General features: G+C 47.1%; 14 protein-coding genes. 10 read left to right on the top strand and 4 right to left on the bottom strand.

The window, feature by feature from the left end; genetic code table 11:
- From Q384_RS14070 to Q384_RS09230, 7 genes are all read left to right on the top strand, one after another.
- On the top strand, window positions 1–1257 hold a 1257-nt coding region (locus Q384_RS14070; RefSeq protein ID WP_483855119.1), incomplete at its 5' end, for a prefoldin domain-containing protein.
- A 2-nt stretch (window positions 1258–1259) separates the two neighbouring features.
- On the top strand, window positions 1260–1589 hold the full coding sequence (locus tag Q384_RS13375; protein WP_156956526.1) for a hypothetical protein: 330 nt from the start codon (window positions 1260–1262) through the stop codon (window positions 1587–1589).
- A gap of 128 nt (window positions 1590–1717) precedes the next feature.
- Window positions 1718–2131, top strand: a complete 414-nt coding sequence (locus Q384_RS12710; RefSeq protein ID WP_051940824.1) for a hypothetical protein — start codon at window positions 1718–1720, stop codon at window positions 2129–2131.
- 221 nt (window positions 2132–2352) lie between these two features.
- The gene (locus tag Q384_RS14375) at window positions 2353–3666 is read left to right on the top strand and encodes an SEL1-like repeat protein (protein ID WP_051940821.1); all 1314 of its coding nucleotides are present in this window, start codon (window positions 2353–2355) and stop codon (window positions 3664–3666) included.
- A 215-nt stretch (window positions 3667–3881) separates the two neighbouring features.
- A complete protein-coding gene (locus Q384_RS09240) occupies window positions 3882–4541 on the top strand; it encodes a tetratricopeptide repeat protein (RefSeq protein WP_051940818.1) in 660 nt (219 codons plus the stop codon).
- A 175-nt stretch (window positions 4542–4716) separates the two neighbouring features.
- On the top strand, window positions 4717–5196 hold the full coding sequence (locus Q384_RS09235; protein ID WP_051940815.1) for a tetratricopeptide repeat protein: 480 nt from the start codon (window positions 4717–4719) through the stop codon (window positions 5194–5196).
- An 87-nt stretch (window positions 5197–5283) separates the two neighbouring features.
- Complete coding sequence (locus tag Q384_RS09230) at window positions 5284–5688, top strand: RNA-binding S4 domain-containing protein (RefSeq protein WP_037587339.1); 405 nt, start codon at window positions 5284–5286, stop codon at window positions 5686–5688.
- A gap of 212 nt (window positions 5689–5900) precedes the next feature.
- On the opposite strand, the gene Q384_RS09225 is transcribed toward Q384_RS09230, so the two are convergent.
- From Q384_RS09225 to Q384_RS09215, 3 genes are all read right to left on the bottom strand, one after another.
- Window positions 5901–6722, bottom strand: coding sequence for an undecaprenyl-diphosphate phosphatase (locus tag Q384_RS09225; protein ID WP_037587338.1), 822 nt, complete (start codon window positions 6720–6722; stop codon window positions 5901–5903).
- A gap of 282 nt (window positions 6723–7004) precedes the next feature.
- Complete coding sequence (locus Q384_RS09220; protein WP_037587337.1) at window positions 7005–8177, bottom strand: alpha-hydroxy acid oxidase; 1173 nt, start codon at window positions 8175–8177, stop codon at window positions 7005–7007.
- A 136-nt stretch (window positions 8178–8313) separates the two neighbouring features.
- Window positions 8314–11316: an Rne/Rng family ribonuclease gene (locus tag Q384_RS09215; protein ID WP_084224457.1), complete on the bottom strand. Its 3003-nt coding sequence runs from the start codon at window positions 11314–11316 to the stop codon at window positions 8314–8316.
- A gap of 613 nt (window positions 11317–11929) precedes the next feature.
- Between Q384_RS09215 and Q384_RS09210 the strand changes: the two genes are divergently transcribed.
- From Q384_RS09210 to Q384_RS09200, 3 genes are all read left to right on the top strand, one after another.
- Entirely contained in the window at window positions 11930–12907 is a 978-nt protein-coding gene (locus tag Q384_RS09210) for an RluA family pseudouridine synthase (RefSeq protein WP_037587336.1), read from the top strand.
- Window positions 12908–13054: 147 nt separating this feature from the next.
- The gene (locus Q384_RS09205) at window positions 13055–13714 is read left to right on the top strand and encodes an HAD-IA family hydrolase (protein ID WP_245608535.1); all 660 of its coding nucleotides are present in this window, start codon (window positions 13055–13057) and stop codon (window positions 13712–13714) included.
- Window positions 13715–13831: 117 nt separating this feature from the next.
- On the top strand, window positions 13832–14815 hold the full coding sequence (locus Q384_RS09200; RefSeq protein WP_084224456.1) for a S49 family peptidase: 984 nt from the start codon (window positions 13832–13834) through the stop codon (window positions 14813–14815).
- Window positions 14816–15094: 279 nt separating this feature from the next.
- On the opposite strand, the gene Q384_RS09195 is transcribed toward Q384_RS09200, so the two are convergent.
- Window positions 15095–15400 (bottom strand): ISAs1 family transposase (locus Q384_RS09195; protein ID WP_037587335.1); only part of this gene is annotated, 306 nt, incomplete at its 5' end.

Here is a 15400-nt window from a genome sequence, read left to right as displayed (position 1 = left end):
TTGATTACCTCAGCGCAGAGTGCAGAAGACAACAATAGAAACAGCCTGAGTACCGGCAGCCTCACCTTCAGCGACCTGTATAACCATGCTGATTATGAAGGCAGCAGTTTCGGCATCAGCGGCAGCGCAGCCATCAACGGCGGCTGGGACGGCAAAACCACCGGTAAAGACGGCAAGCCGACCAATAGCGTCAATCAGAGCATCGGTTTCGGCAGCGACGGCGGACATGAAAGCAGCACCACCCACAGCGGCATCAACACCGCCAACATCGTCATCACCGACGAAGCGAAACAACAGGAGCTGACCGGCAAAACCGCCGAAGAAATCAAGCTAGCGATTAAAACCGACATCAGTACTGAGGATTATGCCCAACACGCAGGCTCCCTGAAAAATAACTTTGATAAAGACAAAGTATTGGCAGAATTAAATCTGCAAGTAGAGGTTACTCAAAAATTCGGTTCAACCGCACAAAGCATGATAGATGCCTATACTTTACCGAAACAAAAAGAATTGCGTGAAAAAATCAAAGAGACAACAAATGAAGAAGAAAAAACCGCGTTATATGAAGAAATTTATAAACTTCAATACCAGAAACGGTTTTTAGAAACCTTAGTGGGCATGATAACAGCAGATCCAACGGCTGCGGTTACGCAAGGGACTTTGCAGATTGCTGCAACCAAGTTAAGAGAAGAAACCTTAACCAACTCCAGAATATTCCCTGGCATACATGGTTCAGGAAAAGAAGGTGATATTGATTACCTCAGCAATACTTCCTATGACAGTGGTTATTTCGATGGCGTGAAATTAGGAGGTGTTCGTCTTAATTTAGATGCAATTTGTGGTGCAGATGATCAAAGATGTAGCAAAAATAGCGATGGATCGTATAACTATATAGGAAATAGTGAATTGCCAACGATGGCAGATGCCATCAATCCAATAAAAAACCCTGCTGCAGGGGATATGTATGGTGCAACCGGAGGATTTCAAGCCATACAGGGATCAATGTTGGGAGAATATCAATCTGGAAGCTTGAAAGATTTCATAATTGAATCTTTTGCGGGTACTCATGATTATATTGGTGGGCAAATTTGGGGTTGGTATGGCGCAGACGGTAATACTTCCAGAAATAGAGGTAAATTTGAAAATAAAGCATCAAGTGTTACTACAGTAATAGCAGTTCCTGTTTCCGCGCCATTTGCTTTGTCAGATTTAATTTCTTCTGATGTGATGCAACTAATCTTACAACTGGGGAAATGAAAATGAAAAATATTATTTTATTCATTTCTCTTTCTTTATTATCATCTTGTTACTGGCGTAATGGTTGTTTCGTTTCTCCTCAATCAGTTTATTGCCCAAGGGAAAATGTCAGTGATTTTGATAGATATAAAAAAGACGGAAGTACCAAAGAGCAAAAACTTAGAGATATTCAGAGTTGTGGAGGAAACCCAGATAAATATGGAAATTTATTTAGGCAAATAAGAGAGAAAAACCCAGGAGGAAACAATGATTGGAAAGCAGTAAGGAAATTTGCTAATTGCATGGAAAATAAAGGATATAAATATTTAGAAAGAATTTTGACAGAAATATAATCGCGTTTGAAGGAATAGTACCAAACATTGCTATAGCAGTAGTACTTCCTATTTTTTTCTCCATTTACTTTGTCAGATTTAATTTCTTCTGATGTGATGCAATTAATCTTAAAATTAGGAAAATAAAAATGAAGAATTTTATTTTATTAGGATTAACACTATTTTTATCTTCTTGTTATTGGCGAGATGGTTGCTTGGTTTTACCTCAGAGTGTCCATTGTTTCGATAAAGTATCAGAAGCCGCTCTATACCAAAAACCAGATACCATTGGATTTACCAATACAGAACAAAGATGGAAAGATATAGTTGCTTGTGGAGGTATGCGGACGAAGGATGGTTATTTCATTCAACAAACAATGGATAGAGCATTTAAAATCAAAAAACAAGAGCTTGAACAACAAGGAAAAACAGTTACTGAAGCTGAAGCTGGGGCTCGTATTGGTTATTATGATCTTGCGTTTTACATACCGAAATGTATGAAAGAAAAGGGCTATATCAAGATGGGAAACTGTGGAGAGAAAGATGAAAAATGTAACCTATAAACCTAATACCTTATAACAAATACTAACACCCGCATCAGTATTTCAGGTAGCCTGAACTGCAGCGACCTATATGAATGTTCATTGCAGTATTTTCCTATAAATACTGTAAACAACGCTGGGATTTCTTACAACTTATACACTTTATAGTAGTGCATTAAAAAATAAGAAATTTTGGCATTATTCATAATTAAAAAACCGAATAGAAAGACGCAGGAAAAAACATGAAACATCAGAAACCACAAACTAACTTCAAATCCTTGTTGTATCGCAGCGGTTTCATATTGGCTTTGTTGCTGCCCAATTTTGCTGCGGCTGATTTGTCGGCGGGGCTGGCAGCATATCAGCGTCAAGATTACGCCGCTGCCTTGCAAGAATGGCAGCCATTGGCAGAACAAGGTGATGCAAAAGTGCAATTTTATCTGGGCGTGATGTATTACAAGGGTCAAGGTGTGCCGCAAGACTTTCAGGTAGCCTTAAAATGGTATCGCTTGGCAGCAGAACAAGGTATTGCCGAAGCGCAAGCGAATCTGGGCGTTATGTACGTCAAGGGTCAAGGTGTGGCGCAAGACGATCAAGCCGCAGCCAAATGGTATCGTTTGGCAGCGGAACAAGGTGATGCCATTGCTCAGCTTGATCTGGGTTTGATGTACACCAATGGTCAAGGTGTGGCGCAAGATTTTCAGGCAGCTTTAAAATGGTATCGCTTGGCAGCAGAGCAAGGTTATGCAGCAGCGCAATATAATCTGGGTGTAATGTATACCAATGGTCAAGGTGTGGTGCAAGACTTTCAGGCAGCCGCCAAGTGGTATCGTTTGGCAGCTGAGCAGGGCTATGCCGAAGCGCAATATAATCTGGGTTTGATGTACGCCGAGGGTCAAGGTGTACCGCAAGACAATCAGGCAGCTGCCAAATGGCTTCGCTTGGCAGCCGAGCAGGGTCATTCCCGAGCGCAATCGAATTTGGGTGTGATGTACGCCAATGGTCGAGGTGTACCGAAAAATGACCGCGAAGCCGCTAAATGGTTTGGCTTGGCGGCAGAACAAGGTTATACAACCGCTCAAAGTGCTCTGGGTGTGATGTACATCAATGGTCTGGGTGTGCCGCAAGACTTTCAGGCAGCCTTAAAATGGCTTCGTTTGGCAGCCGAGCAGGGTAATTCCCGAGCGCAAACTAATCTGGGCTTTATGTACGCCGAGGGTCGGGGCGTGGCGCAAGACAATCAGGCAGCCTTAAAATGGTATCTCTTGGCAGCCGAGCAGGGTAATTCCCGAGCGCAATTTAATTTGGGCTTGATGTACGCCAATGGTGAAGGCGTGCCGCAAGACAATCAGGCAGCCTTAAAATGGTATCGCTTGGCAGCGGAACAGGGTTTTGCCGAAGCGCAATTTAATCTGGGCAATATGTACTTCGCGGGCAAAGGCGTGCCGCAAGACATTCAGGCAGCCGTTAAATGGTTTCGTTTGGCGGCAGAGCAAGGTGATGTGAGAGCGAAATTGACGTTGATGTTGAATAAGCTGGATCAAGACACGCGGTAAAACGCAAAATAATGCCAATGCAATTTAATCAAGGCAAGCAATAATTGATTAAACAACAGCTGCCGTATTTGGGTTTTGAAGAAAACCGAATACGGCTTTTTTAATAGAATAATGATGCAAAACAAATTCCCCTTTCTTCGGCAATACGCTGAAAAAGGATTTTGATATGATTATTCATGATTAAAAAAACCGAATAGAAAGAGGCAGGAAAAAACATGAAATATCAGAAACCGCAAACCAACTTCAAATCCTTGTTGTATCGCAGCGGCTTGCTGTTGGCTTTGCTGCTGCCCAATCTTGCTGCGGCTGATTTTTCGGCGGGGTTGGCAGCCTATCAACGTCAAGATTACGCTGCTGCCTTGCAAGAATGGCAGCCTTTGGCAGAGCAGGGCGATGCCGCAGCGCAATTTAATCTGGGCATAATGTATGCCACTGCCCAAGGTGTACCGAAAAACGACCGCGAAGCCGTTAAATGGTTTGGCTTGGTAGCAGAACAGGGTCATGCGGTCGCGCAATATAATTTGAGCGCGATGTACGCCAATGGTCAGGGCGTAGCGCAGGATTATCAGAAAGCCTTAAAATGGGTTCGCTTGGCAGCAGAACAAGGTTATGCGCAAGCGCAATATAATCTGGGCGCGATGTATATTGAGGGAGAAGGTGTGCCGATAGACTTTCAGGCAGCCGCCAAATGGTTTCGCTTGGCAGCGGATCAGGGTCATGTGGACGCGCAATATTTTCTCGGTGCTATGTACTTAGAAGGGCTGGGAGTGGAAAAAGATGATCAAGAGGGCGTTAAATGGTTTCGTTTGGCGGCAGAGCAAGGTGATGTGAGAGCGAAGTTGATGTTGTATAAGCTGGGTCAAGACATGCGGTAAAGCGCAAAATAATGCCAATGTAATTTAACCAAGGCAAGCAATAATTGATTAAACAACAGCCGCCGTATTCGGGTTTTGAAGAAAACTGAATACGGTTTTTTAATAGAATAATGATGCAAAACAAATTCCCCTTTCTTCGGCAATACGCTAAAAAAGGATTTTGGTATGATTATTCATGATTAAAAAAACCGAATGGAAAGACGCAGGAAAAAACATAAAACATCAGAAACCACAAACCAACTTTATATCCCTTTTGTATCGCGGCGGTTTTATATTGGCTTTGTTGCTGCCCAATTTTGCTGCCGCAGGATTTGAGGAAGGATGGGCAGCATATCAGCATCAAGATTACGCCGCTGCTTTGCGGGAATGGCAACTATTGGCGGAACAAGGTGATGCGATTGCTCAGAATAATCTGGGTGTAATGTACGACAAAGGTCAAGGTGTGGCGCAAGACGATCAAGCAACCGCCAAATGGTTTCGCTTGGCAGCCGAGCATGGAAATGTGTCCGCGCAATATTTTCTCGGCAATATGTACCGCTCGGGTCAAGGTGTGCCGAAAGATGAACAGGAAGCAGATAAATGGCATCGTTTGGCAAAACAGGGTGATGAAAAGCGCAAGAATCTTCTGGGTGTGGAGTCCGAAATCAATCGCTAAAGTGTAAAAGAGAGCCAACGACGGCGGCGGTAAAACACTTGAATCTCTGCTAATATTGCGCACTCAATAAATGAACAACAAATCATCATGACTGATACAAACGATAACAACGCCATGCGCTTGGATAAATGGCTTTGGGCGGCACGGTTTTTTAAAACCCGTGCTTTGGCACAAAAGCACATTGAATTGGGACGGGTTTTGGTGAACGGTGCAAAAGTGAAAAACAGCAAAAACATTGCGGCGGGCGATAAAATTGATTTGACCCTGAATTCACTGCCGTACAAAATCACTGTCTTAAAACTCAACCACATGCGCCGCCCCGCTGCTGAGGCACAGCAGCTTTATCAAGAAGATTTGGCGGTTGCCGCCAAACGCGAAGAGCAGAAATTGTTGGCAAAAGCAGATCGCGCCAGCCTTGCTTACCCCGAAGGCCGCCCAACCAAACGAGATCGCCGCGCTTTGGATAAAATAAAACACACGTGGAACGAATAAGCGGCGAAAGTGAAGCTCTTACCTGCTGTGTTGGTGAATACGGCGTTGGCACGGAGTATTAAAAGCGGGATTGCTGTGCCGTCTGCAACTGTTTGCAGCTACTCACAATGGTAAACACTTTGTTTTCAGGCAGCCTGAAAAAACCGAAACCACATTATTTGTTATGGCATTAAAAACGATGCGTATTATTTTTTAAAACACTGCCGCATCACTCAACCCCAAGCCACCCAGCCCAAAGCCCAAGTCAGCAAAATCACGCCGCCAAATACGATGCGATACCAAGCAAACGGTACGTAGTTTTTGTGTGAAATAAATTTTAATAAGGCTTTAACCGCAATTAAACCGGCAACAAAAGCCGCCGCAAAACCTGTGATAATCAATAAGCTGTCTTGTAAAGAAAAATTTTGGTAGTGTTTGAAGATGTCGTAGCCCGTGGCGGCGATCATTACCGGCACTGCCAGAAAAAAAGAAAATTCCGTTGCCGCTTTGCGCTCCAAGCCCCACAGCATACCGCCCATAATGGTGCTGCCTGAACGTGATGTGCCGGGAATCAAAGCCAAAACCTGTGCCAAACCCACCACCAAAGCATCTTTCGGGCGCATGTCTTCCACGCGCAATACTTTGGGTGTACGGGCACTTTGGCGTTTTTCTATCCATAAAATCAATAAGCCGCCAATCACCAACGCCGCCGCAACCGTTATCGGGTTAAACAAGTAAGTTTTGATGTTATTGCTAAACAGTAAACCGATGACGGCGGCGGGAATAAACGCGATGATTAAGTTCAGTACAAAGCGGTTGGTTTGCGCTTCTTTGCCGACATGAGTCAGCACGTGCCAAAACCGCGCCCGATATTCAAATACCACAGCCAAAACCGCACCCAGTTGTATCGCAATTTCAAATACTTTTTCCTTGCTGGAAAAATTCAATAAATCGGCAAAAACAATTAAATGCCCTGTGCTGGATACGGGCAGAAATTCGGTTAAACCTTCGATAATGCCTAAAATTAGGGCTTTGATAAACAATAAAATATCCATTTTTTATGCCGATGATTTGCCTGAAATTCAAAAATACCGATTATTGCTACTGGGCGCAGGTTTGTTTTGATGCCTGTTGATTGTTTTGGGTTGAACGGATAAATTGCTGTGCCGATATTTGCCTTATTCACCATGGTGATAAATAAGGCTTCTGTTTTTCAGGCTGCCTGAAATTTGAAATATTGCACACGGCTTGTGTGCCGCAAATGGATTGCTGAGTGCTTGATTTGGCAGCAAATACCTTGTCAATCTTTTTTCAGGCAGCCTGTGGGTTTGCTTGGTTTAAAACCGACAGAATTCATTGGATTCTGTAATCAAAATATCTTTGTTTACGGTGTTAATGTTGGTGTGTCCGCAAAACGCCATGGAAATATCCATTTCGTTGTAAATGATTTCCAAAGCACGGGTTACACCGTCTTCGCCGTATGCGCCCAAGCCATACAGAAACGCCCGCCCAATCATCGTGCCTTTTGCACCCAAGGCGATGGCTTTTAACACATCTTGACCGCTGCGAATGCCGCTGTCGAGCCAGACTTCAATGTCTTTGCCCACTGCCGATACAATCGACGGCAGGGTTTTGATTGTGGCGGGTGCGCCGTCAAGCTGGCGGCCGCCGTGATTGGACACCACAATGGCATCTGCGCCGTGTTTTACTGCCAATTGCGCATCTTCTGCGTCCAAAATTCCTTTGATAATCAATTTGCCGCCCCAAGCGTCTTTAATCCAAGCCACGTCGTCCCAGCTCAAACGCGGGTCGAATTGCTCTGCTGTCCACTCTGACAAAGAGGACACATTATCCACATTGGGCGCGTGTCCGACGATATTGCGGAAAGTACGCCGATTGGTGTTCAGCATGGTTAAGCACCATTCGGGCTTGGTTGCCAAATTGAGCCAGTTGCGCAGTGTGGGCTTGGGCGGTGTGGATAAGCCATTTTTGATGTCTTTGTGCCGCTGTCCGAGTACTTGCAAATCGGCGGTTAATACCAAGGCTGAACAGTTGGCTTCGCGGGCGCGGCGGATTAAATCCAGCATAAAAGTGCGGTCACGCATCACATACAATTGAAACCAAAACGGTGCGGACGTGTGCTCGGCAACGTCTTCAATTGAGCAAACCGACATGGTGGATAAGGTGAACGGTACGCCGAATTTTTCAGCGGCACGTGCCGCCAGAATTTCACCATCGGCACGCTGCATACCCGCCAAGCCCGTGGGCGAGAGTGCAACAGGCATGGTTACGTCTTGCCCCAGCATTTGGGTTTTGAGGCTGCGGTGGGTCATGTCGGTTAAAACGCGCTGACGAAAATAAACGCTTTGAAAATCGCGGCTGTTGGCGCGGTAAGTGGATTCTGTCCATGAACCCGAATCCGCGTAGTCATAAAACATTTTCGGTACTTTGCGTTTGGCAACGCGGCGCAAGTCTTCGATACAGGTTATTTTGCTCAAATCACAAATCATGCTGTTGCTCCACTAAAATTCAGGCTGCCTGAAAATCGGTTGCGGGAAAAATCGGCAGTGAGTATAAAACAAGCGGACGAACCGATGAATCCGCTTTCGTTAAAACAAAGGCGGAAACACCTCCGCCTTCGAGTGCTTATCGGGTTTCCACTTGCTGTAAGGGCGCGGTGGTCTGCTCGGTATAAACGGTATGCGGTTTATCGTTGCGGCGCGGTTTGCCGAGCAACACAGCGGGCTGTTCATTTTGTGCCTGAAGCAAGGCTTCGGCTTTGGTTTCCACCAAAATCAAACCGCTTTCGGCAGTAAGGTCGGCAGGTTTGGGGCTGATGTTTTTCGGCGGAATCGGTTCAGGTGTAGGCAATATGGATTCAGACGCATCAGACACATCAGATTCAAACATTGCTGATTTGGTTTCTACCATAATCAAGGCAGCCGCTTCTTCGGCAGGTTTCAGCGAAGACTGATGAATTTCTTCGGCTTTGGCTTGCTGACGGGTGCGTTTAGCAGGCATTTTCTCCGTTGCTTCGCTGTTAATCAGCGCATCTGGGTGCGATTGCGTAACCACTTGCTGCATGACTTCACCGCTTATTGATACCGCAGGTTCCGGCTCGGGCGTATGCACCATTGCGGCTGTATTCTCATGTACATCGGCGGTTGTATTGATTTGTGCCAAAACATGCACAGCGGCTGCCTGAACATTGAAAGCGGCTTGTTCAATAATCCTATTTTCATTCTCACCACTGTTGAGCGCGGCATTACTGTTGGCAGCTGCGTCGATTTGCGGTGTAACCGTATCTGTCGGCAGAATATGCGCAACGGCAGCGGTTACGCGGTCAGCGGCATCGCGGATATTCAAGTAGCGCACAATTTTGGCGGCAGACGGGATATGTCGGCCTTCTTTTCTGCCGATTGGGTTTTTGCGCCGATTCTCTGTTTTCTCCGCCGTATTTTTGGGTTTGCGGCGGGAAACGGCGGTATCGTCTGCCGATGCGGTGGGCAGGGTGATAATCAGTGGTTCATGACCGGTGTTTTCATTGGTTTCTTCGGCAATGGCTTCGTGAACGGCGGTTGCGGCAGCCGGCACAGATAAGGCGTTGTCGTCTTTACGCGGATTGCGTGTGTTGCGGCGGCGACGGCGATTGTTGTCGTTTTCATTGGTTTCTTCAGCAGCATCGCCTTTATTTGCTTCGTTGGCACGCGCTGCTGCCAAATCGGCTTTACGCAACGCTGCTTCGGCATTGCGCCGTTTTGCTGCCGCGTCCAGTTTGCCCAATTCTGTTTTGTTGTTGTCTTTGTTGTTATCAGCTTTGCTGTCGGTGTTATTGTCTTGATCGGAATGGCGGCGCGGCAGTGCTGCTTGCCGTGTGCGCGGTTTTTTGTGGGGCACGGCATTGCGTCTTTGGTTGTGCCGCTGGTTTTCTTGGCTTTCTGCAACGGGTTTGGTTTCTTCAGCCGATGAGAATACTTTGCTAAACCACGTTTTAATTTTGGCAAACACGCTCGGTGTTTTTTCTGCCGCTTTTTCTACAATCGGTGCAGGCTGGCTGTGGCGCACGCCTTTCACTGCCGGCTCGGGTTTCATCGGTTTGGGCTGACCGACGGCAAACGGCAAAGATTCGGTGTTTTCCGGAACGCTGACTTGTTTGTAGCTGGGCGGTGATTCTTCTTCTGCGTTGTCGTTGCGTACGCGGGTGATTTCGTAGTGCGGATTTTCCAAGTGCGGATTGGGAATCAACAGCACAGAAACGTCTAAACGCTCTTCTAAGCCGAATAATTCGGCGCGTTTTTCATTTAACAGAAAAGTTGCCACGTCAACAGGCACTTGTGCGTGAACCTGAACAGTGTTGCCTTTCATTGCTTCTTCTTGAATGATGCGCAAAACATGCAAGGCAGTGGATTCGATGCCGCGGATAAAACCCGTGCCGCCGCAACGCGGGCAAGCGGTGTGGCTGCTTTCGCCCAGCGAAGGTTTGAGGCGTTGGCGAGACAATTCCAGTAAACCAAAGCGCGATAATTTGCTGGTTTGCACCCGTGCGCGATCCTGTTTTAAGGCATCGCGCAGGGTATTTTCAACATCGCGCTGGTTTTTGGCGTTTTCCATGTCAATAAAATCAATGACCACCAAGCCGCCCAAGTCGCGCAAACGCATTTGTCGGGCAGCTTCTTCCGCGGCTTCCATATTGGTTTTAAATGCGGTGTCTTCAATGTCTGCACCGCGTGTGGAGCGGGCAGAGTTCACGTCAATGGAAACCAAGGCTTCGGTGTGGTCAATCACAATTGCGCCGCCAGATGGCAATGGGACGGAACGCGAAAATGCCGATTCAATTTGGTGTTCGATTTGAAAGCGGGAAAACAGCGGTGTGTGATCAGTGTAGTGGCGCAAGCGGTCGATGTATGCCGGCATCACATAGCTCATAAATTCACTGATTTGCTCATAGACTTCTTGATTGTCAATCAGAATTTCGCCGATGTCGGGCTGAAAATAGTCGCGAATGGCGCGAATCAGCAGCGCGCTTTCCATAAACAGTAAATACGGTTCGCTGTGCTGCCGTGCGGCTTCTTCAATGGCTTGCCACAGTTGTGCCAGATAATTTAAATCCCATTGCAATTCTTCCGCACTGCGCCCAATGCCGGCGGTGCGCGCAATCAGGCTCATGCCGCGCGGGGTTTCCAGCTGACTCATCGCGCTTTTGAGCTCTTGCCGTTCTTCGCCTTCAATGCGCCGCGACACACCGCCGCCGCGCGGGTTATTCGGCATCAGCACCAAATAACGTCCTGCTAAGCTGATAAACGTGGTCAGAGCCGCGCCTTTGTTGCCGCGTTCGTCCTTTTCCACTTGGACGATGACTTCCATGCCTTCTGCCAGCACGTCTTGAATTCGGGCGCGCCCGCCCTCGTAATCTTGGAAATAACTGCGGGAAACTTCTTTGAACGGCAAGAAACCGTGGCGGCCGGCACCGTAATCAACAAAACAAGCCTCTAAAGAAGGCTCAATGCGTGTGATGATGCCTTTGTAAATATTGCCTTTTCGTTGTTCTTTGCCAAGGGTTTCGATGTCTAAATCGATGAGATTCTGACCATCAACAATCGCCACGCGCAATTCTTCTGCTTGTGTGGCGTTAAATAACATGCGTTTCATGGGTGTTCCTCTGGGCAGCACCTCAAAACAGCAAGAAACAACAATGTATTTGGCATTTGACCCGAATGATTCAGCTTGTCTGAAAAAAACTTTTCAGGCAGCCTGAATGATGCGGCTGAAAGAAAAAATAAAGATCAAGGCGGCACAAATTCGCCGGTTTTTCGATGCGCTTGTGCTGCTTATTTTAAATTACTGTTAAAACAGCGAGTTGTGTGATAACCGCGCAAAGACAAAGATATTTGTTCGCAGTTCACTGCTGTTGGTTTAAAACATTAACCGCTGCGTGGCAATTCGCCGCCGCAGGCGGCAACGGATAATGGTGTTTTTTTCTTTTATTTCGGTTTTCGCAGCATCATAAAATTTGCGAAAAAGAAGTCAAATACGGTTACATTTGTTTCATTACGGCAATCGAATAATTCTTTTTCTTTAGCCGTATCTTTTGCTTAATTTGAGTGCGTTTTTTACATAAATACGTTATATTTTGCTTCCCAGTGCCTCAGATTTCAGGCACTGAAAGAAGCGCGAATCGGGTAATGCTTGTGCTGTTTGGAACGGTTGCGTCATGATTCAGCCTACCGTTTTCACAACAAAGACTTTTCGGATTATAAGCAAGATGACGGCAACAAGCAAAGATTTGGTGCGTTTTCTCACCATAGATGATACGGCTGAAGGTCAGCGGTTGGATAATTTTTTATTCTGTGAACTCAAAGGTGTACCGAAAAGCCATGTTCAGCGTATTATTCGCGGCGGCGAGGTTCGCCTGAATAAAAAACGCTGCAAAGGAACAGATCGGCTGAATGTGGGTGATGTGGTGCGGATTCCGCCCGTGCGCACAGCGGCAAGTGCAGATACATCAGCAAAACCGATACCGCCGCGCGTGTTTGACATTGTTTACGAAGACGATGCCTTATTGGTGATTAACAAACCTTCGGGTGTGGCAGTACACGGCGGTAGCGGCGTGAGTTTTGGGGTGATTGAGCAGCTGCGCCGCGCCCGTCCGCAAGCGCGGTATTTGGAATTGGTGCATCGCTTAGACAAAGACACCAGCGGCTTATTGATGATTGCCAAAAAGCGCAGTGCATTGGTGAAGTTGCATGAAATGATTCGGTTGAATGTGCCGCAAAAAAGCTATTTGGCATTGGGCGTGGGTGCGTGGCAGGCAGAAACCCGCCGTGTTACCTTGCCGCTTGTTAAATATGTCGGCGCACAAGGGGAAAAAATGGTGCGTGTGGGTGAAGACGGGCAAAGTGCGCACACGGTATTTGATGTTTTGCAGCGGTTTTCAGGCAGCCTGTTGCACCAAATTGGCTTGTCGGATTTAAGCTTGCTTCGAGCTACTTTAAAAACAGGACGCACCCACCAAATCCGTGTTCACATGCAGTCGCAGCATTGTCCGATTGCGGGCGATGAACGCTATGGTGATTACCAAGCCAACAAGCGGTTGCAAAAAATTGGCTTAAAGCGCATGTTTTTACATGCCGCCGAATTGGTTTTGCCGCATCCTTTGTCGGGAGAGCCGCTGAACCTGAATGCCCCGCTGCCGATGGATTTACAGCAATTGTTACTGGTATTGGCGCACGGTAAAGAGTAAAGCAAACATTCTTTCAGGCTGCCTGAAAAGATAAAAAAGGCGTGATAACGGGTAAAATACAGCCGTTTATTTCATTCAGAATAACACGGCAAAAGGCAGATTCCCGCATCATTTGTTTTCACAGCATAACCATTCAAATGCAGAATAATGATGATAAAACAATACAAAATTTTGATTTTCGACTGGGACGGCACACTTGCCGATTCAGTGGCGCAAATTGTTGCCTCAGCGCAATACGCCGCCCGCCAAACAGGGCTGCCAGAACCCGATGACGAAGCCGTGCGCCGTGTGATTGGCTTGGATTTGGCGCAAGCCTTGCACCAAGCGGTGCCGAAAGCACGCAAAGCCGATTTGCCGCAATTGCTGCAATACTACCGCCGCCACTACTTAAGCCCAGGCAATCGCACGGTGTTGTTTGCCGATACTGTGCGCGTATTGTCTTTGCTGCGGCAGCATTATTGGCTGGCAATTGCCACCGGCAAATCACGGCGAGGCTTAACCAAGGGTTTGCGCGACACCGGAATTGCCGATTATTTTCTCGCCACGCGCACGGTGGACGAATGCGCCGCCAAGCCCAACCCCGAAATGGTATTATCCATTTGCGAAGAATTGGGCACAGAGCCGCGCGAAGTTTTGATGATTGGCGACACCACACACGATTTGTGGCTTGCCGCCAATGCCGGTGCAGACGCGGCGGCAGTCAGCACCGGTGCACACGGTGCCGATATGTTGCGGCAAGCCCCGCATGTCGGCTTGTTTGCGCACTTGGGTGATTTGGCACAGTGGTTGGGTGTGCCGTTATCTTAAAACCGATGCAGGGCATAACAGCGTAGCGGCATCAGCCATACGGCAGAAAAATCATGCCGTTGTGGTTTTAAAACAAGGTGCTGCTGATACACATGAAACACAGGACAAACGAATTCAATGAAAATCAAAATCAAAGGCATGGACAGCCCGATTGAGGGCGAAACAAGCAGCGGCAGCCAAACTTGGGAGCGCGGTATGTTGGAAAAACTGCTGATGCAGGTTTATCGCGAACAACGCCGCGGACGGTGGTTGAAATGGATATGGCGGCTGGTGTGGGTGATGTTGATTTTAATGCTGATCGGCGGTTTGTCGGGACGCAGCGGGCAGGTGAAAATCAATATGTCTAAACCGCACACCGCTGTGATTAAACTCAGTGGCACGATAGACAGCGAGGCAGACCAAGCGGCGCAATTGCGTCAAGGTTTGCAGGCAGCCTACGATAATACCAACGTCAAAGGCGTGATTATTCTTGCCAACAGCCCCGGCGGCTCGCCCGTGGTGTCCAATATTGCCTTTGGTGAGGTGCGCCGTTTGAAAAGTGAACACAAGAATATACCGCTTTATGTGGTGACAGAAGATGTCTGCGCCTCCGGCTGTTACTACATCGCGGCTGCCGCCGACAAAATTTATGCAGATCCCTCAAGCATGGTGGGCAGCATCGGTGTGATAGGCGGCGGTTTCGACTTCACCGAACTCATGGACAAAATCGGTGTGAAACGCCGTTTAAAAATTGCGGGTGAGAATAAAGGCATGGGTGATCCGTTTACCGCGGAAACACCCGAACAAGCCGCCATTTGGCAGGGAATGCTTAATGATATTCATCAGGAATTCATCAAATCAGTGCGGCTCGGACGCGGTGAACGGTTGCAAGAAGCCGGAAATCCCGACCTTTTCAGCGGTAGGGTTTACACAGGTATTGAAGCCAAAAAAACCGGTTTAATTGACGATTTCGGCAATGTGTACAGCGTTGCCCGCGATGTTATCAAAGCACCTGAATTGGTGGATTATTCTCCCGAAGACCCATTCAGCAAAGTCATTGGGCGCCGCTTGGGCGCGGAGGCGAAGCAAACCATTGGTGAATGGGTGCTGAAAGCATGGTGATTTTGCGGCGGTGATTGAGCGCAGTCTGTTTTTAAAACATGACTGCGATTTTCTTTTTTGCCGCGTTGTGTATCCGCATTGTGTCATTGCACATCTTTTTACATCAGATGCCATAATCAAACGGTGCTTCATGGCTGTTGATCATACTTGTAAATTGTTTTGTTCCATGTATGAAGAAATTTATCGAAAAATAATAAAAAACGAGGCATAGATTATATGAAAAAATGGTCTATTACGCCCGTTATGTGGGGCGCTTTGCAGGGCAATCGCATGAAAGATTTAACACAGTTTCAGTAGTTGCTCACGGTAATTATCAGAGGTAGCCGCCAGTAATCGCTGTACTTTAATGCCACCTTTGCGCTTCACAGGTGATAGGCGGATTAGGTTAAGAGATATGCGGTGTAATATGGCTAAGTTATGAGCAGCGAAGCCATTTCTGGCTCGCATTTGATCATCTTTAAAAGCAATATCCATGCACCAATGCAAACTGTTTTCAATGCGCCAATGCAGGCGTATGACGTGATTCAACAATTCGGCATTGTTTGATAAGCTGCTGATATATAATCGTTGTTCATAGGTTGTTTT

This window comes from Stenoxybacter acetivorans DSM 19021, from assembly GCF_000745895.1.
In the GTDB taxonomy this organism is placed as follows: Bacteria; Pseudomonadota; Gammaproteobacteria; order Burkholderiales; family Neisseriaceae; genus Stenoxybacter; species Stenoxybacter acetivorans.
The sequence above is the reverse complement of the archived record's forward strand: the minus strand, read 5'-3'. Positions and strand labels throughout refer to the sequence as shown.

Bases quoted from the DNA above. Each gene is read 5' to 3' on its own strand.
- Q384_RS09215 (WP_084224457.1), bottom strand. From the start codon at position 11,316: ATGAAACGCATGTTATTTAACGCCACACAAGCAGAAGAATTGCGCGTG.
- Q384_RS09200 (WP_084224456.1), top strand. From the start codon at position 13,832: ATGAAAATCAAAATCAAAGGCATGGACAGCCCGATTGAGGGCGAAACA.
- Q384_RS13375 (WP_156956526.1), top strand. From the start codon at position 1,260: ATGAAAAATATTATTTTATTCATTTCTCTTTCTTTATTATCATCTTGT.
- Q384_RS09230 (WP_037587339.1), top strand. From the start codon at position 5,284: ATGACTGATACAAACGATAACAACGCCATGCGCTTGGATAAATGGCTT.
- Q384_RS09240 (WP_051940818.1), top strand. From the start codon at position 3,882: ATGAAATATCAGAAACCGCAAACCAACTTCAAATCCTTGTTGTATCGC.
- Q384_RS09220 (WP_037587337.1), bottom strand. From the start codon at position 8,177: ATGATTTGTGATTTGAGCAAAATAACCTGTATCGAAGACTTGCGCCGC.
- Q384_RS14375 (WP_051940821.1), top strand. From the start codon at position 2,353: ATGAAACATCAGAAACCACAAACTAACTTCAAATCCTTGTTGTATCGC.
- Q384_RS09235 (WP_051940815.1), top strand. From the start codon at position 4,717: ATGATTAAAAAAACCGAATGGAAAGACGCAGGAAAAAACATAAAACAT.
- Q384_RS12710 (WP_051940824.1), top strand. From the start codon at position 1,718: ATGAAGAATTTTATTTTATTAGGATTAACACTATTTTTATCTTCTTGT.
- Q384_RS09225 (WP_037587338.1), bottom strand. From the start codon at position 6,722: ATGGATATTTTATTGTTTATCAAAGCCCTAATTTTAGGCATTATCGAA.
- Q384_RS09210 (WP_037587336.1), top strand. From the start codon at position 11,930: ATGACGGCAACAAGCAAAGATTTGGTGCGTTTTCTCACCATAGATGAT.
- Q384_RS09205 (WP_245608535.1), top strand. From the start codon at position 13,055: ATGATGATAAAACAATACAAAATTTTGATTTTCGACTGGGACGGCACA.